Origin of the sequence: Paraclostridium sp. (genome assembly GCF_051657365.1) — a bacterium.
In the GTDB taxonomy this organism is placed as follows: domain Bacteria; phylum Bacillota; class Clostridia; order Peptostreptococcales; family Peptostreptococcaceae; genus Paraclostridium.
In genome coordinates this window covers 15100-41632 of sequence record NZ_JBOFKN010000069.1, presented here as the reverse complement: position 1 = coordinate 41632, position 26533 = coordinate 15100, and the positions used below count along the sequence as shown (strand labels likewise).

Sequence of the window (26533 nt, the reverse complement as noted above, 5' to 3'; positions counted from 1 at the left end):
TCTCCTAATATTAAATTTCATTTGTACAAGATTGGTTGTTTAATACAAAGTTCTTTATATATGTGCTTAAAGATTCGTCTTCTAACATTTTCTTAAACACTTCTACTGTTAACTCAACATCATAAGAACTCATGTGTAACTTTTCTTCCTGTATATTTATTCCATAGTGTTTAGCTGTTTCTAATAATTTCGGCCATTTAAAATTACCTTTATACGGATTATAAATTCCTACTTTTGATGTATTTAACTTCATAGTACAGAACTTATAGTCTAAGCTTCTTTTAATAAATCTAGAATCAAAATCTATATTATGAGCTATAAAATGTTTAGCATCTCCGAAAAACTTCTCCAAATCCTCTGTATCATCTTTAAAGTAGTTAGCATAATTAGATTTATTCTCTCTCCTTAATTCCATTACTTTATTATATGTAAGTCCGTTTACTGATATAGCTCCTTGATTATATGGTTCTACTGCAAAATAATATCTTGTAAATTCTTCTAATACTTCTATCTCAAATGTTTCTTTATCCATTTGTGCTTTCGTTGCTGTTATAGAAAGAACACTATTATTTGAACTCATTCCATTAGTTTCTGTATCAAAAAATATTAAAGTTATCTTGTTTTCATCTTTCTTATATTCGTCTAATAAATCACCGTAAAAACACATACCTTGCATTACAGATTTAACTTTGCTTCCTGGAGAACAACTTAAATCTCCATTAGCTCCTTTTTTACATTCAAAACAATCTGTAAAAGATTTTCCATCAATATCTACTCCTGAAAACATAAATTACTCTCCTATCTCTAATCTAATTTTTTTCTATTATATCTATTTAAGTTTGAGACGAATTCGTCTCTTTTTTCTCTAAGCATAATTCTGAACCATCTACTTGAAACTGATATTTTAATTTATATTGTTTCTTAGCTATTTCTCCTATATATTCTTTACAACAATATCCACACATTTCATAATCTAGTTTGTTATATTCTTCTTCATATATAACATTCAGTTGTTCTTCATCACACTTGCACCAAAATATATAAGCTTTTTTGAATATCCCTCTTTCTAATAATAAATTTATAACTTCATCAGCTACTTCCATACTTATTTCAGTTCTATCAACTAAATGTTCCTTTGTTATAAATGAATGTTTATCATAATATTTAAAGAAAGAGATAATCTTCTCAACATCTTCACTCTTTATACTAGGTAATGTTAAAATAGTTTTCATATAATACTCTCCTTTATATTCATCTCTCATTATTTGGAGAGGGAAATTAACTTAATACCTCTTGTACTTTTATAAAGATAAATCCAGTACAAGTAACTCCTTCATCTTCAAAACTATACTCAAGCATATCTACATTCTCATTCTCTATCTTGAACTTACCTACAATTTCTTCCTTTAACTTTTGGTAATATTCTTTAGCTCCTTCTTGAGTTTTAAAAGCTGTTTCTCCTGTAACTCCACCTACTAAATTAACTCTCTCCTTATAATGTTTTACTACAAAAATATTAGTACAATTTCTATCTAGGTATATTTCATCATCAGGAATTTCTTCTTTACAAAATTCAGTATCCTTATTTATCATATCGAATGTCTTAGGTAATTCTCTACTAGGTCTAATCTTTAATTCAACAGATTTTAAAATCCCTAAATCTTGTTCGTCTACTCCTTCAAATATAGTTACTAAAACATTATTGTTTATTTGATAATAGTGTCTATTCATTATATTTTTGTAAACAATTTTCTTAATTGGGAATTTACTATAATCTAAATATTTATCAACTATTTTATTAAAAACCTTTCTATGATCTTTTTCATTGTATAAATTAAAATCTATAATTCTTTGATTTTCTCCTAAGCTAAGATATTCTCTATTTGATTTTTTAATCATTATTTACCCTCCTTTAATTCTTCACTTAATATTTTCTTATCATCTTTCTTTATTCTATCTATTATTATTCTTCTCATTCTAGGATCGTAACTAACATCTATTTCTTTGTTTTCTAAATCTAATCCCATATCATTCAACCATAATAAAGGTAGAGTCAATTTAGCTGAATAACTATTATTACGCTTCTTATATCCTAAATTAACTTTCATTCTTCTTGTTTCTTTACTTGGTCTACCATTTTTACCTATACCTTTACTTTGTCTTGTTAAAAACACAAACTTCATAATTAATCCTCCAGTAAAATTACCCTAGTATCATTCTTATATTCATGTTTTATAAAATATTCTAAATCATCTATACTTTTAAAAGTTTTCATTATAGATGATTTAAAGTTATCTGTATATCCTGATAAAACTACTTCATTTCTTCCCATTGTAATAAAGAATAATCCTTCGTATTTTTCTTGTATTTTTTCTATTCTTTTTAAATTTTTATTTTTCTTAGCAACTTTTATTCCAAGCTGAAGTGATGCAAATCCTAAAATTGCAAAAGTAAGATTTATTCCTATGCTTCCCATTTGTTCTCTCCTATAATATATTCTTTAACTTGTTTTAAGTTTTTAAATTTCTTTTTATTGCAACAATCAATTTCTTTTATATAAAGATAGTAGCCACCTACTGTACGTTTTACTAAATAAGTTTTTTTGAAAAGCATATTAAGCTTTATAACCTTTTCCATTTCTTCTAGTGACTTAGAACCTTTACCTATGATGTACCCAGTATAAGCGTTTAAACCAAGTGCTATAGATACCAATACATAATTCATTACATCTAACATAATTACTCCTTTAATATTTCTATAAATACTCCTTTTGTTTTATCTGTTGTTATACATTTGCCTAATACCTTTTCACTAGCTAGGCATAACTCATCATCTTGGAAAAAACAACATTTTTTACATGGCAATTTAAAAACCATTCTATATTTCTTACCTTGCCACTCTTTATCAATTCCGATAAAATTATTCTTCATTAAATACACCTCTATAATCTATTTTTAAGCATTTTAAATTTAACAAATATAAATTTACCATTAATAGCTTAAACGCTCTACAAATGGCTCTTATAAGCCTTAAATTTAATTTTTATAATCTGTTTATAATGTATTTATAAGAGGTTTTTGTCGCACCTCGATTAATGCTAGATTTATAGGTATATTAATAAAAGGAAAAACTTATCTTTAGCTTGTCATTTTTTACAAAAAAATATGCAGTTTTATTATTATATAATAAATTACATATAAACACAAAATCGCACTAATAACTATAAAGGGTTTTAATCTGTACTAGGAGAGGGAAAATATAAAGATTCTTTTAGTTATTTAAATGTTTTTATAAGCTGGTGTTTAGCCATGATTTTGAATTAGGTATTTTTTTACATAAAAAAATAGTGGAAATTTATTGTAAATATTAAAAATAGCTATTTGTACCTAGTTATGACATATGCGACAGATAAAAATAAAATTTTTTCCTCACCTTGATAATATAAATTTATTTATAAAACTATCTACATAATCATCTAGTAATTATCTGTAAATACTCTTATAAAATTTATTGTTTTATCAATTAATTGCGAGATATAAAATCTGTGCTTGTTAAAATTAAACTTAGGTATTTTGACTTCGAAAAAAACTTATGATAATCTTTTGTAGAAGTTAGCGTACCTTTTTAAAAAGTTTCGAATGCGATTATGAGCTTTGCCGCTTTTTTTTATCGCAGTATTATTTTAACTGTTATAGTAACTTGTGAACTTACTTATGTAAGTGTTACTTATGATACATTTATGTATCTTCCTTTTGTTTTGGCTATGGTGTAATAACCGTAGCTTTTTTTTATTTTTTCTTATCCTCACCTTGTGGAAATAAAAAAAGAGACGAATTCGTCTCAAATGAAAATTTAATATTTAGCAACATTTGAAAAAGTTTTTTCCTCACCTTGCTTACAGCAATAGTGAAGTTTATAAATAAAAAAAGAGATGAGAACTATGGGAAACTCATCTCTAATTTTATTAAAAAAAAGTTGCAAGGGAATTGATAGATTCAACTATCAATAATTATTTAATGTGACAGTTTTTTTAATTGGGTTATCTGTCAAACCAAATGTTTATATTGGATTTCACTAAATCTATATTACCATTTATTTCTGTGCTTGTAAAATCTTAGCTAATGCCTTTAAGGTAGCTGGATCAATTTCTCCCTCCTTTTTACTTTTCTTGTGAGCTAATTGCATGTTAGTTACCACTAACTTAGCTTTTGAATCAGCCATAGCTTCTAATCTTTTCTGCTTTGCCATTTCTAAAACTGCTGCTCTTTCATCGGGTGGTAAAAACTCTAATTGCTCCTCAAAATCTTTTAGTTCTTCTTGTGTAGCTTCAAACTTTGCATTCTCTAATGATTCACCTACAAAATTTGTAGCTGTTTTTCCTGCACTATATATTCCTATCGCTGTATTCTTTCCTAAATTCTTTAAAGTTTTTCCCATTAATTTAAACATATATATTCCTCCTAGTTATATTCGTTTTAGATATATAAAAAAGTGGCCATTATGAGTAGCCACTAAATTCTATATCTAAAATCCACTTATTAATGATGCTATTACATCTGTTTCAGATTTAGTATATCCTAAATCAATTGCTTGAGCTTGAGCTTTCTTCGCTTCGTACTCTTTCTTCTCCTCTTCAGTGTACTCTCTCCAAATTACAGCAGTCATCTTAATAACTGTCTGTCCTAATTTGTTTATTTTCTTTCCTGCTAATACAAGTTTCTTAACTGTAGTATCATGCTCATCATCAACCATTGTAGGTGCAAGATTAAAGTCATTTAGATTTTCTGGCTTTGTACAATTGTGTAAATTTCCAAAGAATCCAATCTGACCTGTTGATAAAATTTCTGCTGATTTTTCTTGTGAGTCTTTAACAGTTATAGGCTTTGTTCTTGCTAGGTTATTTATCCCTCTAGCCCATACGTGTGTTTTCTCATGTATTCCCATCAAACAATAACCTTCATTTGGCAATAACTCTTTTAAAGTTTCTGCTAATTTTAGTGATTCTGGTGTTGCTATATTTATTGACATTATCTGTTTCCTCCCTTTTTGAAGTCTTCTGCTAATTTCAAAAGTACTTCTTCGCTTATTCCTAGTTGATTTAATGACTCACCTAATTTTTCAGCTTGGTCTTTTGTGATGTTATATTTTTCTTCTAAACTTTTATCTGTTTGTTTCTCTTGTTTTTCTTCGATTATCTTATCGTTTACAATTCCATTTGATGGAATAGTTTGTAGTTGTATTTGTGATAAGAATGTTGCTGCTGCATCTTTTAATTCTAGATAAGATCCATCGAATTCAAACTCCACATTTTCTAATACTGCCTCTAATACTTTTAAATTTCCTATTTTTAAACCAAATTTCATTTCTATTCCTCCTATGCTAATCTAATATATCTGTTCATATTTAATGTGTTTAAGTATTCTGTTAATTTTTCTTGACATGACAGAACTGTAGTTGTGTATTCAGACACGCTCTTTGTACTTTTATTGTATCTTTCTACATCTATTGTCATTAACCACTCTTCTCCAATCTTTTCAGCTGTTATAAAATGTGTTATTTCTGTTCCACCAACTAAAAATTCTCCTACTATTATAATTCTTTCTCCTATTGGTAACATCCGAGCCTCCTATTAATTGTTTGATATCTTAATTAGGTTGACTGGAGAATACCACCTCTCCAATCAAATAAATAAAAATATCAAAAGAGAAAATGAAGTTTTATAAACTTCTAAAGATAACTAGAAACTAAATTCATAAACTTGGAGGAATATGTATCATGCATTCTAGTTATCCATAGCAACTTATAAATGTTTATTACTCATTTGACTACACCATATATTTCGGCGAAAAAATGGGGGATTAATATATGATGTAATCGAATGAATAATAAAAAACGAAAAGCTAATAGAGTCATAACTTCCACTAGCTTTTGAGCGTAATTTATTTTTTATAAAACCCTGACCCTTTACAAATATAAATTTTCTACTTTTTTATATTTGTAAAGAAGTTTTATAACTATACTTTGTTCGCTAAATTGTCATCTTTAGCTTAGGTATAGATTTCTATTATTGTTATTTAATATCCTACATTATTTCTATATTTTCCCGTAGGTTAGGTGCTGTATATTGTAGATTTATATACAGCCATAAGTTCTATTATAAAATTGGTCCAATAATTTTATAAGTCCCTTATACTCCTTTATTAATAGTGGACTAGACTATCAATACCGAAGTTTTCAAATGCTTATTAGTAATGAATAACTAGCATTCTTTTATATAATCTCTATTATAATTAGCTAAATAATAATAGTTTAAATTATATCTAAAATAAGATTTAATTTTTTTTATAAATTTATAAATATATAAAAAATATTATAAAAAAAACATAAAAAGAAGAACCCCCCCATTAGGCTATAGGCTGTTGGCAGTAGGCAGTAGGCAGTAGAAAGGATAGGACAACACGCTATAGAAAAAGACCAGCTGATAGGAGAGAGAAAAAAATAGGGTAAACAGTAGGCTAAGAAAAAAAGGTAACAGAAAAGGGACGAATTCGTCTCTCTCTATTACCTTGTTGTTATCTCCACATAGCTGATTCTCTTTCTTTTGCTAGTGTTTCCCTTTGTTTTAAATAGTATGTAATTGTTACTTCTCCTGTTTCTTCTTTTATTATAAATCTAACCATTTTTATATTTTTTTCTTCTCTTGTAATTACTGATGAATAAACTTTTCCATCCATTCCTGTGATAGTAGGTTTTATTTCATTTACAATTATTCTAAGATAACTTATAGTAGGACCGCTTACAGTCCTTTTATTCATTTTACATTTTCCATTATTAAGAAATTCTAATTCTGTTTCTTCGACAGCAATCCCTCTCCTAACTTGAGCTTTATATATATTCCAACTATCTGAAAATAAATATGACATGTATTCTCCTATAGTTTCATTATTTGTTTCTTCTTCAAAATCAAAGAAATTATCATCTGTTATAACTTCTCTTATATCATCTACTCTTGTATTTTTGAATGAATCTGTAGCTATCTTTTCTAGTTCTTCTTTTTTATTTACTTCTTCATATTCTCCCTCTTCCATTAATGCTTTAACCATATCATCTGAAGGATCATATATACCTAACATTGCTAATCCACTTAATACTATCTCTAATTCAGTTCCTTTAGTCCCTATTATTTTATTTCCTACTTTCTTCATTGTTATTCCTCCAAGTTGTTAGTTATAAAAATAGAGAAGTCTTTCGACTCCTCAATTAATTGAATATTTCATCTTCTGTTATTTCTTCAAAAGCTATCTTTTCTAAATCTGAGAAATTCATAGCTTGAGCTATCTTTTGGTGATCTAGCATTACTGATATAGCTGTAGCCATTTTGTTCCATCCGTTGTTTTTGAACATATCATATAATGCTCCATAGTAAAAGAAATTTTGCTCTTTTACTCTTAGTGAATATACTGCTGAATGATATGCATCTTCATATACATCACAATATATTGCTGGTACAGTTTGTTTTATTATTTCTGTACCTACTTTTACTTCAAGCTCTACCATTTGTACAGGATTATCTGTACAAGCTAATAAGAACTTGAACGGATCTAGTTTCACACCTAATTCTCCTGTTGGAGTATATTCTCTCGGTGGTAAAACTACAATTTTCTCTTCAATGCTATTATCCGCTTTAGTAGCTTTAGCATCTATTATTGAAGTAGCTCCTTTTACTCTTACTACTTCTCTATCTCCAGCTTGTATAAATACTTTATGTGCTGGATATGTTATCTTTTTACTTTTAGCTTTATCATCAGTTAATAATGATTTATATTCATCATAAGCTGATTTAGTAGCTAATGTATTTCCTAAACCATTCATAGGACTTGTTGTTCCTGGAATAGTTAACTCTGCTAATACAACTAAGCATCTTTCTTTATTTTTCTTAGCTGATTTAAAATTCTTTACTAATTGATTTGCTGATATATCAAATTTAGCTTTAGTTCCAAAGAATGGTTTAGCTTCTCCTATAGTTCCATCATTTAATAATCTTCCAGCACTAGCGTTTATACCATTCTGTGCTAATGAAGATATTCTTATTTGTTTTCTTACCTCTGGATATTGAGATAGTATATTCTCCCAGTTCCATTCTTCAATAGCTCCCCATACTACATTTATAGGGAAATTATCATTGAATTGTGGGAATGATATATATCTACATTCTCCTATCCAAGTTATTGCTTTTATTATTTTATCTCCTGTTTCTTGTGCTTTCTCCATATCTTCTATCTTCCATTGCTTCTCAGATAAAATCTTAGAGAATGATTTTCTACCATTTGCTAATTTCTCTTTTTCAAACTCTATTAAAGCTTCTTGATTAGTTGATAACCACTCTAGTTTACCTTTATTTATAATAACTCTTCCATCTATTACATATGATAAACTTCCTTTAGAGTTTGTATATACTCCTACATTAGAATCAGTTCTAGGGAAATATATTGGTGTTATAATTCCACTAGCCATTTTTATAACTATAGTTCTTAAATCCTCATCAGATTCATACTCTATTACATCAGCTGAAATAAATCCTACTGATGTTAAATCCATTCTAGTTACTTCTTGTAACCAGTTAATATCATCAGTAGAGTACAAATCTCTCTGAACATAAATCTCTTCCACTTCTTTAGCTTCTTTTCTCTCTATTACTACATCTCTTACAACTGTATTATCTACAGGTCTGTTATTGAAATATGTAACAACATCTCCTGGTCCAAAGACTGTTGATTCATCAAACTTCTTTGGGTTCATTTCTTTTCCTGTAAAAGTTCCTGCTACTTTTGCTGCCTTTATGTTATTTATCATTCTATTCATCATATCAATCTTCTCCTCTGGTATTTTTATTTATTTTTTCCTAATTAAAACTTTAAATTGTATAATTCAGCTAAGTTTATTTCTTCCTTAACTTCATCTTGTTTCACTGTTCCTCTAAATGTAACTTTTTGTATTCCTTTAAGTTCATTCAGAAGATTAAACGCTTCATCTCTATTCATATCTAATAATGTTGCTATAGATGATGATGCTGTTAATGTATCTTTAGACATTGAATCAAAAAGTCTTATTGTATTCTTAGTCATATCATCCATGTTTCCAGCTCTTAAATCCTCTAATATATTTTTAGATTGTACTGGTATCTGTGATAACCATGATTTGTTATGAATATCCTTTGCTGATATATCCCAATCGTTACAAATAGTGTTGAATACTAAATCTCTCTCTTTAGCTCCAAAACTTCCTGTAACTGATTTTGTTATTAGCTTTGCAGCTCCTTGTGCTAATCCGTCTTCTGCTAATTTCTCTTGATTAGTTTGTAAATCAATTGGATCTACAATTAAATCATCGAATGATATTTTGAATCCTGCTGATGAATCTTCTACTTTAAGACCCATTGCATTAGCAAACTTATCTAAGTCTTCTGTAGTTCCGTGGTTAAGGTACTTCATCCAAGCTCCATACAGAGTTGCATGTGCATCTCCATCAGCATCCCCATAATATGCTAAACATACTTTTGTATTAGTTCTTATAGAACCATCAAATGTATATCCAACTACTTTAAATCCTAAAGTTATAGTAGTAATTGGATGTCTTACATCTGTTATAACTTCTCCTGATTTTGGATAGTCTTCTCTCCCTCCTGCTGTCATTGGATGAGGTATTCTTATCTCGTCATCAGCTAGAGTATCATCAGGTATATATAGTGAATAAACACCTTTAGTTTCCATGCCTTCTTTTGCATATTTCCCAAATGCCTTACTTCCTTGTAATGACATTCTTACTGTTTTCTTGGCTTTAGAAAACTCTTCTTGTACCTTCTCTATCATTCCTTTTATCTTTATATCCTTCTCTTCTTGAGACGAATTCGTCCCTTTTGAAATCGCGTTTACTATACGCAATTTACTACTTGCATTAATCAAGTTAGCAATTAAGCTATCTCCTATATTTGGTAATGGTTTACCTAACATATACAGAGTATCCACCTTTCTGAATACCTCTGATAACGCAGAAGAATCAAAGTTGGTTTGAGCTACTACTATTTGTATCAGTGTTTCTATCTCTTTTTCTGATACCCCTAGTTCTTTAATTAAATATGCTTTATCCATATCTAATAATCTTCCCTTATTAAGCATTCCTAGTATGTCCCATGTATGCTGACATACTACGTTCTTTATCGTTATTTCATTTGTTCTACCTAATAGATAATCAACTATTGCTAACGTATTAGCCTTATCCTCATCTACTGTTAAAGGTGATTGTGTTCTTATTCCTTCTTTTCTACCTTTAACGAACTTTCTACCAATCTTAGTAGTTCTAGGTGAATAGAACTTTATTCCATTTCCATCTGCAGTAAATAAGAATGTATTATCCTTTACATTCCTATAGTAGTTAAGTGCATTCACACTTGTTATTTGTTTAAGCACTACTTCTGCATCATCATTAACTATATCTAACTTATATTGTGATGCTATTTTTGCTATTTCCTTTTTTGCTAATCTTCCTACTAAACCATCTTTTAATTCAATTATTGTCTTTTTCATTTCATTTCTCCTTTGGTATTTTATTTATAATGGTATATCCCAACCGTTTACTTACAGGGTTAGGTTTTTATTAAAAAAAGCTAGAGTTATTTCACTCTAGCCATTTATTATTTGTCTAAATTTCTTCTTGATTGATCTAATTCAGCTAATTCTTTTCTTAATTGATTTAACTCAGTGTGCATATCGTCCCATTGTTGTCTTGTATATCTAGCTCCATGCTTTTGATTCTTAGACATCATTGTTTGTTTCCTTATGATGTTCTCTATTTTATTAGTAACAACCTTTACAGATTTCTCAGCTTTATACTTGTCTGTTGATGTATACACTGTTGTTCCCGCTACTACTGTCCCTACTAATAAAATTGCTAATACTATTTTCTTCATTGTTATTCCTCCAAGTTTTATATTTATTTTTATTTCTCAACTCAATTCCCCAACCGTTAACTATGATTGATTAACTGAGTTTAGAAATAAAAAAAGACTTATTTAACATATAAGTCTTTTACTATTTCATTTTGAGTTTGTTCTATAAATTTTATAGTACATACTTTTTTCCAGAATCCACTGTAAAGTCCCTTTTCAGTTTGGATTACCTTTTGATTATCTATTAATATTTCTACATTCTTTTCTTCTAAGTCTTTTATTAACGCACTTGTTATGTACATGTACTTATCTCCATGTTGATATCTCAGTGATGCGTACTCTTTCCCCTCGTTTTTCTTCTTCTCGATTGTGATGTTGTTTGATATGAAATTTACTTTTTGCATTTTGTTTCCTCCAAGTTTTATATTTATTATGCAATCCTAAAGACTACACAAATAATGGATACTCCAGAATACATACGAGTACGAGGGGGGGAGGCTCGAAGTATGAAGTACTAATCGCAGATATAGTACCTGGTACCCATGTGCGCACTTAATAAAATTTTTCCAGCCACAGGGTAAATTTGTTTATTTGTCTTAACTGTTACTTTTTTTATTAGTTTTGATAATGGTTGTAAAATTATTTGATATAAAACTAAAAAGAGGTGAAATAATAAAATGGATATATTTGATGCATATATCAATTCTGGTTCGTTTTCTGAGCCAGAATCAGTTGAGATAGGAGACGGTGGCTTAGAAACGGCCGATATAAAAATTACGTCTGGGACTTCTAGACCCATTAAAAAAACTACTACAGTTGAAGAATACGTTAACCCTATTCAAGCTCAACACTCAGTCCCAACAGCTCCAATAAATTCTTCAAAGTACAATCTAAAGGATTCTCTTCCTGAATATAGTGGAATTAATAGTAGCACTACATATGGACAAATATTCGGTAGTGAAAATTATTTTGATTCAGATGGAAATGCAAAAGGAGCTTTAAAGAAAGCTGCCAGTATATCGGGTAATGCAATACATTATGATACTCCTATACTTGATAAGGAATACACATTATCCGCTATAAATAGTGATAAGTTTTCAACAGAAGTCGGTAAGAGTGAATTAGAAGAATTGAGAGGGAGAGCCAATTTAGTTATAGGTGATGAGAATCTCCCAAGTAAAGCATTAGAAAGATACAATACTGGTATAAATAAATTTACCCCAAATATATCAGATCCTAAAACAACTTCAATCAATGACTTTTTCGGTGGAAACTATACAAAATCTCAAGCTATAGATTTAGCTAATACAATGGGAATAGAAACCAAAAGTAAAATGTCTAAAGCTGATTTAGGTGAGTTGGGAATGGCAATAGGTCCTGGAGAGGGATTCGCTAGTAACAATTCCAAACTAGCTAAATATATGATTGATAATAATATGAATCCAAATGATATTATTCCTAATCTGCCAGATAAAGGCTGGGATAAAAATCAATTAACAAGTCAATTATTAAACGAGATGGATAGCATTAGAAATGCTCCAAATAAAGAGTTAGAAGGCGTGCTTGCTGGAACTTTCAATAAAGAATATGACTCTATAAAAAAAGCTAAAGATACAATGGTTGAACTCTCTCCTAAGATGGAAAGTCAAAAGATACTTACTGGTGATGAAATACAAAGATTTAATCAAGCTAAATCAACTCTTAATGCTTATGATAACCTTATAAATGACGCTAAAGAAAATGGAATAGATGTTAATAAAAGTTTAAAAGGTATTAATGGATTTGATGATTTCAACCAAGCTATGTCTACTGGCTTTAATAAATATGAAGTTTCAGGAAGTTCCACTAGAGGAGTTCAATATTTAAGTAAAATAGATGAAGTAGTAGATAAACCAACAGTAAATAGCTTCATTGATAACATAAATAATATCGGTCCAGTAGCTAATGCCAGATTAGGTGCTAATGGGTATAGTGGATATTTAAAAGAAAATGAAGTTAAATTTGGAGTAGATAGCATAGATAATTTAATAGAATTAAAAAATAAAGGTGTAGATTTAGATAGTGACGCTAAAAGTATAATTGGTGCTGCTGCAAAAGTTAAAGCTTCTGGTGTTGGTGCTGATTCTGATGCTTATTCTAATTTATATAATGCTGCATCTGCTTATGATGGAACTTTCTCTAATATTACCAAAGATCAACTTTCTCTATTTGATAAAAATACTAACGGTTCTATGAATGCGAATATTGTTGATGGAAAGATTATAGTAAATGAAGGCGATAGAAATTCTCTTAAAGGATTATTATCAGAAGACGAATTGAAAGATAAGAGTGTTAAGAATTTCTTAGAAACAGGAGAAGTCAGTAAAGATGTTGACATAAGTGGCTATAATAAAAGGTTAATTAATCATTCTGAGACTCAATCAATGCTATCTAATTATAATTTGGCTAACGGAACTGAATATGAAAAATTATCAGATATTTCTGATGATTTTAAAAAAGGTATAGATAGCTTAAATAATCTTGTAGATGGTGGTAAAAGAGGTTCAACAATAGAGGAACAAATGGCCTCTAAATTTAGTGGCGTTCTTAATGAAAAAGAAGTTAGTAACATCAATAATAAAATAGCAAGTGGAGCTAAAATTGATGATTTCACTTCTAAAGAAATTGGTGCTATATCTGAATTAAGCAGAGTTAAAACTGATTCTGTTGCTAGTGAATTTCTAGAAGGCGTTAGTAACAATGATCTTGATAAAATTATTAGTAACAACTATAAAGGAGAATTAAAAGATATTGGTTCTAAAAGAGTTGATAAAGTTAAACACGTTGCTGATATATTAGGAATAGGAGATGAAAGCACTGGTACTTATAGCTTTGGAAAAGATATTAAAACAAAAACTATAAATGATAAGGATGGCATAAATAATCTTGTAGATAAGGTTAATAGCTCTAATGACATGGATATAATGAATGATATTTTAGAAGTAAAAGAATCTAGAAGTCCATGGAAAAATGGTGCAGAAGCCAGAAAGTATGCTAAAGAGAATCCTGAAATATCAAAAGCTATAATAGACAAAAGAATAGATTTAGCATTGAAAGGTAATCTTGATGATGAGTTAACTAAAGTAAATATAAGTCATGCATTAGATAATGGTGTTAAATTTAGTAAAACTGCTGAAGCTTTACTTGAAAAAGATACTCAAAACTCAAATGGTGCTATAAAAGATGCTGTTAATGATAAATTGAAAAAAATAAAAGGGAATCTATCTAATGAAGATATAGATATAAGTAAATTAAAAGGTGTTGCAGAAGAAACAACTGATAACTTAAAACATATATCTGGACATACTGAAATATTTAAAGGTGCTAAAAATTTCATGAAAGGCAATGGTGGAAAGTTAATTGCATTAGCCGCTGGTGGAATGGCTATAAGTGGAGCTGCCAATCTAGTATCTTCAGCACAAGAAGAAAGAGAAAGAAAAGAACAGCAATTAGCACAACTTATGATAGCTCAAAGTAATAGCTCTAGAGGAATGTATTAATATGATGGGAAGCGTAGCAGGATTATATTTAGATTTTTTTATGTGGGATAATATAGAAGATATAAGTAAGACAATAATAAAAGGTGGAGAACATAAGATTACAAGTACACCTGTCAATTTTGTATATAATAAAATTAGAAAAATGGCTGGAAAAGAAGCTACTGACGGATTAGCTTTATCTTTAAAATTCGCTGGTAAAAGTGGAGCTAAAGCTTTGTTTGGAAAAGCTGCTCTTAATTATTTTTTTAATCCTTATGTTGGATTAGCTAAAAGTGCTATTGATACGGCTGTTGATTTTAGAAAGAATCAAATAGATTCTGATTTTACAAGACATAGTTTAAATGTAGATTTAAGCATGAGCTATAAATTGGATGATCGTTTTAATGCTATAAATAATATGAATCTTAGGAATATGGATATTACATCACATCAAATTGGAAAGGTTTTATCATCTGGTAACTTAGCTGAAGAAATATTAGAACAAGCACTAAGCAGGTAACGATTTGTAATTTTAACTATTTTATAGTATAACTTAGCTAATGTTATATTAAACTTTTATTTTTACTATATTAACTAAAAAACTGGATATTTTTTCTATTAGATTATGTATATGTTTTCAGTTGCATATATTAATCATAATCTCTTATGAGATAGAATAAATAGGAAAAGCAGAGAACTATCTCTGCTTTTTTTTATAATCATTTATTAATTTTTCTATTTTTTTATTTAATTCTTCTTTATCTTTTTCATCAATTTGCATCTTGTTTTTTGCAGCTCCATTATAAAACATCATATATTGATTACCATCTTTCGTTAATCCATTTTCTAAATTCCCTATAAACGAAGTCGCTCCTATAACTTTATACGTATCTTTTTCAACAACAATTTGTAGTCCACTTCTATAACCACTCTTTACTTCAGTTATCTCAAGGTATTCAAGTGTTTTACCACTAAAATTACTTTTAGCAGATGTACATAAAATTCCAGTAAACAAATCTCCTTCTTTAGTAAAAACTAAATCGGTCTTTGTCGGAGGTACAAATATAACCTCTTCTCTATTCAATACTTTATTTTCTATGTTTTTGTTTCCTGGAAATGCTTGAACTACCCCTGCAATTATAAACATTCCGATTATTATTTTTTTCATTATTTCTCCTTATGTATCCCTTTTTTAGTTAGCTTTTACTATTATATCCTAAGTCTTTATTTTTGTATATAGTTTTAAAACATCTTTAGTACTTGAATAAGCCATAGTTAAAAAGCAGTTTTTTAGACAAAACTTTTATTTGATTTAATATTGAATTTCAAGGAGGTTTTATGTCTGAAGAATTTATAGAAGAAAATGATGGAACTCTCAGTTTTTTTAAAGAAGATAAAGGAGAACATGAAGATATAACTAAAGATGTTGATGAGTTTCCTGTCGAATATGCTGACATATGCTATAAATGTCAGGAATCGCATTATAATAGAAAAGGCTTTGTTGATGGTGAGTTTCCTGTCGTTTGCAAAGGAATACCCAAAAGATTAATAGATGAAAAATATTATCCTTTAGAAGAAATATATGGAGATTTATACTACCAACTAACCAGTGAACAAAAAATACAATTACAATATAAAAATAATAAAATAATGTGGGCTAAAGATATGTTAAATTGGTCCCCTCATAACCCTAAAAGAGATTGTTGGCAAGGCTATCAAGAAGAAATGCTTACTTGTACTGCTCTTAGAAAAGTTGGAAGACTTGGCCGTAGAATGGGGAAAAGTGAGGTTTTAACTGTTGATGCAATTCACTATGCTATGAATACACACATTAAAAATCCAAGAATATTAATTCTAGCTCCATTCATGAACTTATGTGATGAACTACACGCTAGAATATTAGATAAATTAGATGATTCTGTTTATAGAGGTACTTATAGTTCTACAAAAAAACCTTATGTTGTAGAAATACCTAGACCTAACTTTGGAGATACTGCAAAAATTAAATTATTTACTACTGGTTCTGGAAGTGGAAATGCTGGAGCATCTACCAGAGGACAATCTGGAGATAAAATGTTTATAGACGAAGCTGGATATATGGATCAAGAATCTCTTGAAGCAGTTATCCCTCTATTGCTAGAACATCCAGAGGTTGAAATCTTAGTTACTTCTACACCTTCACAAATACCTAATAAATTTAAAGAATGGTGCTTAACAGATGAAGAGTTTAAAGATTTTCACTTCCCGTATACTATTATGCCTAACTTCCCTGGGGAAGAAAAAATGCTTAGAAAAATGTATACTAAAAAAGGTTGGGAACAAGAAATAGAAGCTAACTTCTATGAAGGTACTGCTAAAGTATTTAAAGAAGCTGATATTAAAAACTCTTTAAGAGCATATAGATATCCATATAGTGCCATGGAAATTCCTGATGCACAAGATTGGAGATTCTTTATTGGTGTTGACTGGAACGCTCATAAAAATGGTGTTCAAATAGTTGTACAAGGAATTAACCTAAAAAATAAAAGAACAAAGGTTTGGTATAGACATTCAGTAAACGAAGATTCTAAAAGAAAATTCTCAGAACAACTTCAAACAGAAGCAGTAATGATGATTAGAGATTTAGATAAAAGATTCGGTTGTGAAAAGATAGCACTAGACTTGGGATTCGGAGCTTTAAACGCAGAAATTCTTATTAAGATGTATCAGCAAGAAGGTAACGAAGAAAAAATTGTTCCAATAGATTTTGCATCTGTTATAAGTGAAAAGCATCCTATGACTGATGAACCTATTAATAGAAGAATAAAAGGTGTTATGGTTCATTTATTACAGCAAAGATTTGAATATGGAAGTATAGAATTGTCAGCGTTGGAAGAAGGAGATTTAAAAGGAGATGACCAACTTGGAGAACTTCTAACTACTCAACTTAACTACTATGAGATTGAAAAATATGATGCTAGAGACAATCCAGTCTTTAGAGCTGCTGGACCTGGTACTGATCACATACTAGATGCACTTATGCTAAGTAACTATATTATTGCAAAATTTGTTGAGGAAGTATTTAATTTGGAAGGTTCTAAAAGAGCTGGTGTTGCTGATGGGACATCTAAACTTCAACAAGACTCTTTAGAAAATGCTATTAGCCAATTAGAGGAGTTTGTAAATAATGTTAATAATGGAGATGGATATAACCTATCTAAAAAATTCACTACATCAGATATGAGAGATAATTTTATGGAAGTTAAAGATTCTAAGGCTGCTGACGAAGAAATTAAATATATACAATCTGCGCAAAAAGGTAGATTAGGAAGTAAGTTTTTTGGAACAAAAAGTAAAAGAATAAGCCGACAAAGGTTCTAATTTTGCATAATATTTTTTTATATGTTTAAATTTAACTGTTAAACATAACCAAATTTATGATAATTATAAAAGATATGATTTTAGAAATATTTAGAGAATTTGAGAAATTGGGAATTCAGAGTATTGAAGAAGCAATCAAACATACGGATAAAAATGATATTTCATATATTTGTCCTCAAAGAGAAATTAAATTCAAGGGTCATTCTATTGTACATGATGTGATTAATAAGAATTTAAGAATAGTATCAAGTGATTTGAGTACTATAGGTTTGAAAAAAATTACTTACTCTAAAAGATTCTCTAAATTAACTTTCCATTATCAAAATGGAGAAAAAATTGAAAAAGAAGGTGACAAGGTTATGTTTAATTTAATGTCGTTAAATGGAGATGAATTATTCAGAGTATTAAATTTTTAGGAGATATTAATGGAAGTTTATGTAAAACAAAATAATGAGCTAATTCCTATTAATTCTGGAATTAACCTATTTGAGTCTATGAACACTCATTCTGGAGACGTTCAAAGTGTTGAGTTGATTGTTGAAAGAAAAAGTTCTAAAGCAATCAAAAACCTTATGACTAACTTATCTATTATAGATAAAGAAATCGAGTTTTTGCTAAAAAAAGATAGTAACAACTCAAACGAAGTCTTTTATATTAGAACAACAACTGAAAAGTGTATTAAATTCACTTTAGAAGTTAAAGATAGTAATGGTATTTATTCATTTATAAAACCTGATTCTAATGGATTATTTTTAATAAATAAAAACTGGGAAAATGACGAGTTTATAAATATTAAAATCACTGCAACTGTAGAGGAAGGATTTTCAGAGAGTTTTGGTGAAATAACATCACTAGGATTACGAATGTCTTGGTATGGTGAAATGAATGAAAAAAAATCTTTTGCTTAACACTTTAGTGAAGATTACTTCTATAAAAGGCTTGAGAATTGACTTAACAAATATAAAGTTCAGTGATAAACCTAAATTTATAAAGCAATATGACACTATTCTAAGTTTAAAAAAGAAACCTATTTTAGATGTTGTTTCTATAATTAGGTATCCAATATTTAATCTTCATAATAGTTATAACAATATTTCTCTTATTAAATTTAACAAAATACACACTACTGAAAGTAGTATGATATTAAAATTTATTCCTGATTTTTGGCCTTATAATAATTGTGGATACAATAAAATTATACTGGATAATATAGAAAAGATATATGCTAGAACATCTAATTATTTCAACGATGTGTATGATGCTTTTTTAAAAAAATATACAATAAAAGCTAAAGAAAATAGATTAGAGTTTTCAGAGAAGATATTTGATTTAGTATTGTATCGTATAAATTTAAAAAAGATTAATACTTATGATGAAATAACAGATGAAATGATAGTTTCTATCTTAATTGATTACTTCAATTCTAATATGTAATAGGGGATATTTTTCCCCTATTTTTTTATATTTTATATAGGAGGATTTTATGAGTTTTAAATTAAAACAAGCTGCTATAGGTGAACTTGAAAAATACAACATGGATGATTTATTTCCTAATGTTGAAAATGAATTAATAAAAATTATAAATATGAAAGAGGAACTTAAACAAGGTATAGTCAATCATCTTATTAGAGATGCTGCTGGCCACCAATTTAACGCTATAAGACTTTGCTCTGTTCCTGAGCCTTATGATGAATTTGAAGAAGAACTTGAAGATATTCAAAGTGATTTAGAAGAGTTAGACAAAGAAGATCCTAGATATAGTGATTTAGCAAAAAAGGCTAGAAAATTAGAAAGAAAAATAAAAAAATTGAAAGATCCTCATAAATATATGGATACTGTTTGTGAAAGTTTTAAAAATTGTCCTTTATTTAAAAGTGGTGATGCACCAGAAGGGTGTTTATGTCCTTTTGAATACAAACTTGTTTCTGATTGGACCGAGGGTTATTTAAAAGAATTTGATGTTCATATAGCTGTTCAAGGAGTAGATAAGTCTATCGTATCTCAATTGGTTGTTTCTGATTTAATTATTTATAGATGTATGAAAGCAATAGCTTCAACATCTCTAGTTGATATATCTGAAAAACCTACGGAATTCGGCATATCATATGAAAAGAAAATAAACTCATACTTAGATATCAAAGAAAAAGAAAGTAAAAATAAATTAAAACTTCTCAACAATATGATAGCTACTAGGTCAGATAAAAAGAGATTTAAAGTTGAAGATAAGAAATCTAATCTACTTAAAAATGCAGAAGATAATATGAGTAAGTTTATAAAAGAAAAAGAATCTATTAGAAAAACAGGAATGAAAACACTTATAAATGTTAAAACTGAGGTGAACTAATGAAAGACCTTTTTAGTTATAAACATGAAGATAAAAATATAAAAAAAAATTATGAGATAGATTTTGAGAGAGAAAGAAAGATAATTTATCCAAACCAAGATGATGAAATACCTGTTGATAAACTAATAGAAACTCTTGAAGAAATAGAAACACTAATAAAAGATAATGAAACCCTTAATAATAATCTAAAGAATGAACTTAATAATACAGAAATTAGAGGGCTTAATAAGTTTTTTGATAAACAAATTTTAGATGAGTTAGATAAGTTTCATAGTTTTTTAAAAACACTTATCCCTTCTCTTCCTCCATACTATTATGAAAAAGAAGACGGAGAAATAATATTATCTACACAAGCTTATATAGATGCTAAGGATTTTTTATTAAATGAATTTGGTTTTAATAAAGGAAATATTGTTGATGAGTTTGATTATAATGGAAATTTAAATACTGAGAAAATGTATTTCTCTAATGATTATTCTGTTAGCGCAAATGGAAATATATATCATAAAGATGATATTGTTTTTAATATTAATGATAAAAGTAAAATTTTTGTTGAATATATAGACCTTAATAATAATTTAATAAAATTTAAACCTGGGATTTTAGTTTCACTAGATAAGGTAGCTCCTATAGATAAAGTTAAAGATTTTTTTGAATACAACGATTCTATAAATAACAACAAAGGCATTATTGAATTTACAACTGATAAAGATAAACTAATAGCTATTATTCCAGAAGATATTACAGATGAAGAACGTTTAGTCTATGAAGAAGAAATAAATAATTTCAAAGGAGTTACTCTTGAGGATTTAATAAATATTTTTGGTAAAGACCCTACTGAAAGTTTAAGAAAAGTAATAACTAGCAATAAAAACTTCCCAGAAGGTTTTCAATTTTGCAATACTAGCCATGTCAACTATTTATGGCTTATGTTTCTTCTGATAATCGGAGGAGGTCGTACTGGTAGAGCACCATTACCACAAGATGGCAGTGTTTGTGGATATTATGAAAAACCTCAAAGAAAAAGTTTAGGTTTTGTTGGATCTCCTGCTGATGGTAATTGCTCTGATAAAAAATATAGAACTGGCCACAATAAAGGATATTCTAGTACTAATCCTCAAGGTATAAAAGTTTCTCTTATTCAAATGTTACATTCTTTTCTCTCTCCAATTTTTGATATAAACATGAATTCTCTTAACTTTGAATTTAAAGTTTCGAAGTGGAAAGTTAAATTAAATCTAATGCCTTCTTTATGTATAGGTGGAACTTTAGAACATGGTATTTGTAAACTTCAAGAATGGATTTCTGGAGAAATTAGGGAAACTCAAGGTTGTAACTCACAATATATTATCCCTAAAATACAAGATAATGGCGAAGGATTGGTTCTTGATGGAATAGAAGAATTAAAAAGTGATTCTAAAAATGCCAATGATATTGAAATTTTTTATAATAGAAATTTTGCTATATTATGGAACTACACACATTATCATACAAAGTATAATAACTATTCTGAAGATTCTAGAAAAAATGAAATAGTTACCCTTTACTCTACTTTGGATATTAGCTCAAAAAGAAAAATGAATAGAAATAATATAGAGGAGTTATTTAATAAAAATTATCATATTATTTATAGTGATATTCTTTTAGATGCTGATACTGGTAAAGCTACTAATAACTTTGAAAATAGTTATAAATTAAAATTACAACCCTCTAGTTTAACAAAGATGTTTGCTTCAGATACTTATAAAAATGTTGATGTTAATGCAGACCCTTCTAATGTTAATAAAATAATAACTATGGGATTATACGCTTCTTATAATTGTGATCTTATAGATGAACTAGATTTATTTGAAGCTGATTATAGTGATAGTGAGTTTAAACCTAATTTTATTTCATAGGAGATTTTGATGATACTAATAAACGAATATTTAAAACATGATTTACTTACACTTGAAGAAGAAAATAAACTTCTTGTTGACTATAAAATTAATGGTAACGAAGATGCTTTAGAAACACTTGTAGAGTGTAACCAAAGACTAATAGCAAAAAATATAGCAACGTTAAATGCATACAATAAAGAAAATTTTGAAGATTTAATCCAAGAAGGCAATATAGGACTAATAACTGCCATAAGAAGATTTAGTTTAGATTCTGATTGTAGATTATCTACATATGCTACTCACTGGATTAAGCATATGATTCTTAGATACTTAAAGAGTAAGAATGATAATATAAGAATTCCTGAATATCAGCATAATATTTTAACTTTATATAAAAAAGGTGCGAGTGTTGAACAAATATCTAAATCTACATCTATATCAACTAAAAGAGTAAAAAAAATAATATCAGATTTTGATAATGGCCTATATGCTGAACATTATTTTTTAGAAGCTTTTTATTCTAATATACCTGAATCTCCTAATGTTGAAGAAGAAATAATTTCTTCTTTGATGGAAGAAGAATTATGTGATTTAATAGCCTCTAAACTCAGTAAAAAAGAAGCTCAATTTGTTATTCATAAATTTGGTATAAATACTACAGAATTAACAGAAATAGAAATGTCTATAAAGTTCAACTGTAGTAAGCAAAACATAAATTCAACATATAGAAAAGGCCTTGAAAAACTAAAAAAGGAGTTTATTAAAAATGAGAAGCTTAACAAAAGATCCTGTAATAATAAATGCAGCTCAATCAATAGTACAGTTTTTTAGAAGTAGATTTTCTCAAGATGAAACTGAGATTGAAAAAGAGATGAATAAACTATCTTCTGAAAAAGAAATATTAAAAGTTATGAAAACTGATATTTCTGAAAAAATAAAAAAGTAGGTGCTTTATGAAGAATATAAAAATTGCTCTAATAGTTGGCCACAATAGTAGTGACGGTGGAGCATACTCTAATACATTAAAGATAAATGAATTTAATTATTTTAAAAAGGTTGCTGAATATATTAAAGAAAATTTAGACTGTGTTACTGTTATACATAGAACTTCTAATTCTTCTTATATTTCACAAATGACTAGAGTTTTAAGTATTATAGAAAAAAATAAATTTGATATTGCTTTTGAATTACATTTTAATGGAGCTAAAGATACTAATGCTCATGGAACAGAAACTCTCTATTCTAATAAATTTGAATGCTCTGAAAAAATAGCTAATTTAATAACAAATAATTACAATCTTTTATTAGGTTTAAGAAAAAGGAAAAATCCTCTTATTACATCAACCAAACAAAGAGGTGGATACCCAATAATAAAATCACCCATTCCATATCTATTAATAGAAAGCTTCTTTGGTTCTAATATTGGAGATTGTAATAAAGTAAAAGATTATACTAAAGTAGGAGATTGCATATTAAAATCTATCGATATAATTCTACAAGACAACATGATTTGCATAAATAATTCTGAAATAAAAAAACCTAACAATCCGATAGATAATAAAGTGGAGACTAAAGATGAACAGATAAAGTCTATCGCTAAAGACTTTATAAATAATAAATACAATGGATTCAGTGAAGAAATTAAAAGTAAATTGTTTGAATCTATTTTCACTACATCATTTAATAAAATTATGACATCTAGTCAAATCGAAGTTTTTAAAAATAAAGAAAAAATGCTAATTCTTAATGATAAGCACCTATTAATTTTCTCTGAATTTTATAACAACACTACTACCATTGATAAATTTTTTTCTGAATGTGAAATTATTGTAACTAACGATATAAATAAATATAGCATTACTGAGTTTAATTATTTATACAACAGCGAAAAACTAAATAAGTATTCAGATACAGTTTATAGAATAATAAATATTCTGAAAGATAATAGAGATAATATAAATCAAAATAATGGGCTTCTATCAACTGATTTAGACAAAGCTAACGTTGTTGATGATAAAGTTATAGAAGAAAAAGAGATTGAGCTAGAAACGGCTATAAACAGCATTTCTATCGAACCTTACTCTATGGATAAAAAACTTGTTGAATTAAAATTCTCATTAGATGCTTTTATTAAACTTTCAACTATCGAGAGTGAAAAAAGTATAGTTGAAACCTTTTATAAAAATTTGTTATCTAAGTGCAACGAAACATCTGATTTAAAATTATACCAAGATCAAAATTTAAAATTTTTAGAAGATTCTTTATCTAAATTTATTTTTGATACTAAGAACTCCAATGGATTTATAGATATTTGTATGTTAGTTAAAATATTTTGTGAAATATATAAACTAGCTATACAAAATGAATTCTCTAGAACATATTTCTTGCTTACTGGTTCTATTCAAAATGCAGAAAATAATATTAATATAAAACCTGAAAACTACAACTCTATAATAAATAGTTTTTTTTACAATGATAAATATAATGTTGAGAAAGAGGAAGTTAATCCTATATCATACATATTTAAAAAATCAGAATTTTTAAATATGAAAAAACATGATTATGATAACTTGAGAGCTTATTTATCTAGAGTTCCAATGAAACCAACTAAAGTTAGTTGTGATAAAACTTTTATTTTAATTTATGGATTGTTACTACTTGGCAGTATGAAAAATGAAAGTTTTAAAAGGGTAACTATAGAAAAAGAAAATGATGATATAGAAACAAAAATAGCTAGACATTTTTTTAATATGAAAAATAAAAAATGGAAACATGATTATTCTGATACAGAAAAATTCTTTTCTATGCTATACCCTTTTGTTGAATATAAAAATAATCATTTTACATCCATCATGAAAGATAAAGAATTTAATAAAAGCCAAGAACATTCTAAAAAATTAAGAAAAGATGTTGAAAAAGAAGCAGCAAAAATTATTGATAAAATTAAAACAGTTTTTTATGAAAGTTATGATGGTAAATCAAATTATGGTGTATATTCTATATTTCAAGGACTTGCAGATTTAGCATATGAGTTATCAACACCTATGACGTTTAGAGTTGATTTTACTTCTGTTGATGTTATAGAAAACATAATACAGTCTTTTTTAAATGCTTGTGTATCTAGCATTGAAATGCAAACTACTCTTCTTATATATGATTTTATATTTAACTTTGGGATTAATATAGGCGGAAAAAATTATTCACTAAATGATCTTAACAATATTATAAAAACTTTAAATTTAGTTATAAATATTTCTAAAAAAGATATTGGTACTTATGAATTCTACAATACTAGAATAAAATTAGTTGAAAACTCAGGACAGTTTCAATCTTTTAAGAATTTAGGCTTTTTAACTTATGATAAAAATCTTAATTTTTTAGTTGTTGATGAAATAGAAGAAATTGAATTAACTGGTTATTATCTTAGTGATGAAAAATTTGGATTTAATGAATTTGAATATATAAGAAGAAAAGGAGAAGAATGCTCTCCTGGAAATAGAGCAGAATTAATAAGAAGATATAACAATCTTAATTATTATGAGAAAGTTTCAATGTATGCTAACTACTTATTCTCAAAAAGTAAAGAAAAAGATATAACATATGATATAAATAATTCTTCTGGAAATGGATATTTAAATATAGTTAATTTTTATAAACATTTACAAGCTGAAGCTAATAATATTGATGTCGACGTCATTAAAATGCCTATATTCTTATACAATGTTCTTACTGATATTAATGCTAATAATAAAGATTTCAAACTATATGTAGATGAATTAAGAAATATCAGCAAAAGATTTTTTTATAATAGCAAAAAAAATGAGAACAAAATAAAAGAATATATAGCTAAAAATTTAAGTGAAGATAAAATTGTAGATTGGACAATGAAGATGTTACCTTCTTATGAACTTATAGCTAAGGCATTTGGTCTAAAATCAGCTTCAAATATCTCAACATTAGATAGTTTTATAGATAGTCTTATGCAGTTTATGAATCTCATAATAGGTATAACATTCGATAAATGGAAATCATCTACACTTGAAACTATAGAAGTTAGAAGAATTAAAATGATAGAACGAGAACGATATTATTATCTCCAATCTATTCCTATTCTTATTGATTGGCTAGTCTCAAACATGGAAAAAAATATAATTCATTGTTCTAAAACATTAAATGACTATAACAATATTGATTATGATGCTGTAGAAGATAATCTAGAAAAAATGGAGTATTTTGAAAACGAAGTATTATTAAGACTTAAACATGAACTCGGATTTATGTCTGGATATCAACTTAAAATCGTTAAAGATAAATTAGAAAAGTCTTTAATAACTATAGAATCATTAACTCCTACAGAAGTTAAAAAACTTGTATCTGTTTTTACTGGATTTGAAAAAGAAGATATAGAATATTTAAAATCATTATCTACTGAAAATAGAATTAAAATAATGGAATTATTTTCTAATTATTTAGATTAAAGAGTGTT

The 26533-nt window shown here is 27.8% G+C and carries 28 protein-coding genes; 11 read left to right on the top strand and 17 right to left on the bottom strand.

Annotated elements, in window-relative coordinates; all coding sequences use genetic code 11:
- Window positions 1-10 precede the first annotated feature (10 nt).
- The 16 genes from ACRCYC_RS04525 to ACRCYC_RS04450 all read right to left on the bottom strand — a co-directional run bounded on the left by ACRCYC_RS04525 (window position 11) and on the right by ACRCYC_RS04450 (window position 11349).
- Complete coding sequence (locus tag ACRCYC_RS04525) at window positions 11-787, bottom strand: 3'-5' exonuclease (RefSeq protein ID WP_438533070.1); 777 nt, start codon at window positions 785-787, stop codon at window positions 11-13.
- 46 nt (window positions 788-833) lie between these two features.
- The gene (locus ACRCYC_RS04520) at window positions 834-1232 is read right to left on the bottom strand and encodes a hypothetical protein (protein WP_438533069.1); all 399 of its coding nucleotides are present in this window, start codon (window positions 1230-1232) and stop codon (window positions 834-836) included.
- 46 nt (window positions 1233-1278) lie between these two features.
- A complete protein-coding gene (locus ACRCYC_RS04515) occupies window positions 1279-1899 on the bottom strand; it encodes a hypothetical protein (RefSeq protein ID WP_438533068.1) in 621 nt (206 codons plus the stop codon).
- Window positions 1899-2183 (bottom strand): hypothetical protein, encoded by a 285-nt coding sequence (locus ACRCYC_RS04510; RefSeq protein WP_330112498.1) that lies wholly within the window; start codon window positions 2181-2183, stop codon window positions 1899-1901. Before ACRCYC_RS04510 ends, ACRCYC_RS04515 begins: the two co-directional genes overlap by 1 nt.
- 2 nt (window positions 2184-2185) lie before the next feature.
- The gene (locus ACRCYC_RS04505; protein WP_330112497.1) at window positions 2186-2476 is read right to left on the bottom strand and encodes a hypothetical protein; all 291 of its coding nucleotides are present in this window, start codon (window positions 2474-2476) and stop codon (window positions 2186-2188) included.
- On the bottom strand, window positions 2464-2736 hold the full coding sequence (locus ACRCYC_RS04500) for a hypothetical protein (protein ID WP_438533067.1): 273 nt from the start codon (window positions 2734-2736) through the stop codon (window positions 2464-2466). The genes ACRCYC_RS04505 and ACRCYC_RS04500 overlap by 13 nt, the downstream gene beginning before the upstream one ends.
- Before the next feature lie 2 nt (window positions 2737-2738).
- Window positions 2739-2930 (bottom strand): hypothetical protein, encoded by a 192-nt coding sequence (locus ACRCYC_RS04495; protein WP_438533066.1) that lies wholly within the window; start codon window positions 2928-2930, stop codon window positions 2739-2741.
- A 1162-nt stretch (window positions 2931-4092) separates the two neighbouring features.
- Entirely contained in the window at window positions 4093-4449 is a 357-nt protein-coding gene (locus ACRCYC_RS04490) for a hypothetical protein (protein WP_438533065.1), read from the bottom strand.
- 75 nt (window positions 4450-4524) lie between these two features.
- Entirely contained in the window at window positions 4525-5028 is a 504-nt protein-coding gene (locus tag ACRCYC_RS04485) for a hypothetical protein (RefSeq protein ID WP_438533064.1), read from the bottom strand.
- Window positions 5028-5363: a hypothetical protein gene (locus tag ACRCYC_RS04480; protein WP_438533063.1), complete on the bottom strand. Its 336-nt coding sequence runs from the start codon at window positions 5361-5363 to the stop codon at window positions 5028-5030. Before ACRCYC_RS04480 ends, ACRCYC_RS04485 begins: the two co-directional genes overlap by 1 nt.
- Before the next feature lie 11 nt (window positions 5364-5374).
- Entirely contained in the window at window positions 5375-5617 is a 243-nt protein-coding gene (locus tag ACRCYC_RS04475; RefSeq protein ID WP_438533062.1) for a hypothetical protein, read from the bottom strand.
- Window positions 5618-6572: 955 nt separating this feature from the next.
- Window positions 6573-7205: a hypothetical protein gene (locus tag ACRCYC_RS04470; protein WP_438533061.1), complete on the bottom strand. Its 633-nt coding sequence runs from the start codon at window positions 7203-7205 to the stop codon at window positions 6573-6575.
- Window positions 7206-7260: 55 nt separating this feature from the next.
- Window positions 7261-8865, bottom strand: a complete 1605-nt coding sequence (locus tag ACRCYC_RS04465) for a hypothetical protein (RefSeq protein ID WP_438533060.1) — start codon at window positions 8863-8865, stop codon at window positions 7261-7263.
- Between the two features lie 41 nt (window positions 8866-8906).
- Window positions 8907-10583, bottom strand: a complete 1677-nt coding sequence (locus ACRCYC_RS04460; RefSeq protein ID WP_438533059.1) for a hypothetical protein — start codon at window positions 10581-10583, stop codon at window positions 8907-8909.
- A gap of 107 nt (window positions 10584-10690) precedes the next feature.
- The gene (locus ACRCYC_RS04455; RefSeq protein WP_438533058.1) at window positions 10691-10966 is read right to left on the bottom strand and encodes a hypothetical protein; all 276 of its coding nucleotides are present in this window, start codon (window positions 10964-10966) and stop codon (window positions 10691-10693) included.
- Window positions 10967-11064: 98 nt separating this feature from the next.
- Window positions 11065-11349, bottom strand: coding sequence for a hypothetical protein (locus ACRCYC_RS04450; RefSeq protein WP_438533057.1), 285 nt, complete (start codon window positions 11347-11349; stop codon window positions 11065-11067).
- Window positions 11350-11622: 273 nt separating this feature from the next.
- Between ACRCYC_RS04450 and ACRCYC_RS04445 the strand changes: the two genes are divergently transcribed.
- Complete coding sequence (locus ACRCYC_RS04445) at window positions 11623-14484, top strand: hypothetical protein (RefSeq protein ID WP_438533056.1); 2862 nt, start codon at window positions 11623-11625, stop codon at window positions 14482-14484.
- A 1-nt stretch (window position 14485) separates the two neighbouring features.
- Window positions 14486-14983, top strand: coding sequence for a hypothetical protein (locus ACRCYC_RS04440; RefSeq protein ID WP_438533055.1), 498 nt, complete (start codon window positions 14486-14488; stop codon window positions 14981-14983).
- Between the two features lie 177 nt (window positions 14984-15160).
- On the opposite strand, the gene ACRCYC_RS04435 is transcribed toward ACRCYC_RS04440, so the two are convergent.
- The gene (locus tag ACRCYC_RS04435) at window positions 15161-15631 is read right to left on the bottom strand and encodes a hypothetical protein (protein ID WP_438533054.1); all 471 of its coding nucleotides are present in this window, start codon (window positions 15629-15631) and stop codon (window positions 15161-15163) included.
- A gap of 170 nt (window positions 15632-15801) precedes the next feature.
- On the opposite strand from ACRCYC_RS04435, the gene ACRCYC_RS04430 reads away from it, so the two are divergent.
- Genes ACRCYC_RS04430 through ACRCYC_RS04390 form a run of 9 tightly spaced genes read left to right on the top strand, consistent with a single transcriptional unit; the run spans window position 15802 to window position 26525 of the window.
- Window positions 15802-17823, top strand: coding sequence for a hypothetical protein (locus tag ACRCYC_RS04430; RefSeq protein ID WP_438533053.1), 2022 nt, complete (start codon window positions 15802-15804; stop codon window positions 17821-17823).
- A gap of 56 nt (window positions 17824-17879) precedes the next feature.
- On the top strand, window positions 17880-18239 hold the full coding sequence (locus ACRCYC_RS04425; RefSeq protein WP_438617956.1) for a hypothetical protein: 360 nt from the start codon (window positions 17880-17882) through the stop codon (window positions 18237-18239).
- 9 nt (window positions 18240-18248) lie between these two features.
- Window positions 18249-18731, top strand: coding sequence for a hypothetical protein (locus tag ACRCYC_RS04420; protein WP_438533051.1), 483 nt, complete (start codon window positions 18249-18251; stop codon window positions 18729-18731).
- Window positions 18709-19257 carry a hypothetical protein gene (locus ACRCYC_RS04415; RefSeq protein WP_438533050.1) on the top strand — a complete coding sequence of 183 codons (549 nt, stop codon included), beginning with the start codon at window positions 18709-18711 and terminating at the stop codon, window positions 19255-19257. Before ACRCYC_RS04420 ends, ACRCYC_RS04415 begins: the two co-directional genes overlap by 23 nt.
- A 49-nt stretch (window positions 19258-19306) precedes the next feature.
- Window positions 19307-20167, top strand: coding sequence for a hypothetical protein (locus tag ACRCYC_RS04410; RefSeq protein ID WP_330112478.1), 861 nt, complete (start codon window positions 19307-19309; stop codon window positions 20165-20167).
- Window positions 20167-22065, top strand: a complete 1899-nt coding sequence (locus ACRCYC_RS04405; protein WP_438533049.1) for a hypothetical protein — start codon at window positions 20167-20169, stop codon at window positions 22063-22065. The genes ACRCYC_RS04410 and ACRCYC_RS04405 overlap by 1 nt, the downstream gene beginning before the upstream one ends.
- A gap of 9 nt (window positions 22066-22074) precedes the next feature.
- Window positions 22075-22878 carry a sigma-70 family RNA polymerase sigma factor gene (locus tag ACRCYC_RS04400; protein WP_438533048.1) on the top strand — a complete coding sequence of 268 codons (804 nt, stop codon included), beginning with the start codon at window positions 22075-22077 and terminating at the stop codon, window positions 22876-22878.
- The gene (locus tag ACRCYC_RS04395; RefSeq protein ID WP_438533047.1) at window positions 22814-22993 is read left to right on the top strand and encodes a hypothetical protein; all 180 of its coding nucleotides are present in this window, start codon (window positions 22814-22816) and stop codon (window positions 22991-22993) included. Before ACRCYC_RS04400 ends, ACRCYC_RS04395 begins: the two co-directional genes overlap by 65 nt.
- Window positions 22994-23000: 7 nt before the next feature.
- Window positions 23001-26525 carry an N-acetylmuramoyl-L-alanine amidase gene (locus tag ACRCYC_RS04390; protein ID WP_438533046.1) on the top strand — a complete coding sequence of 1175 codons (3525 nt, stop codon included), beginning with the start codon at window positions 23001-23003 and terminating at the stop codon, window positions 26523-26525.
- Window positions 26526-26533: the final 8 nt, after the last annotated feature.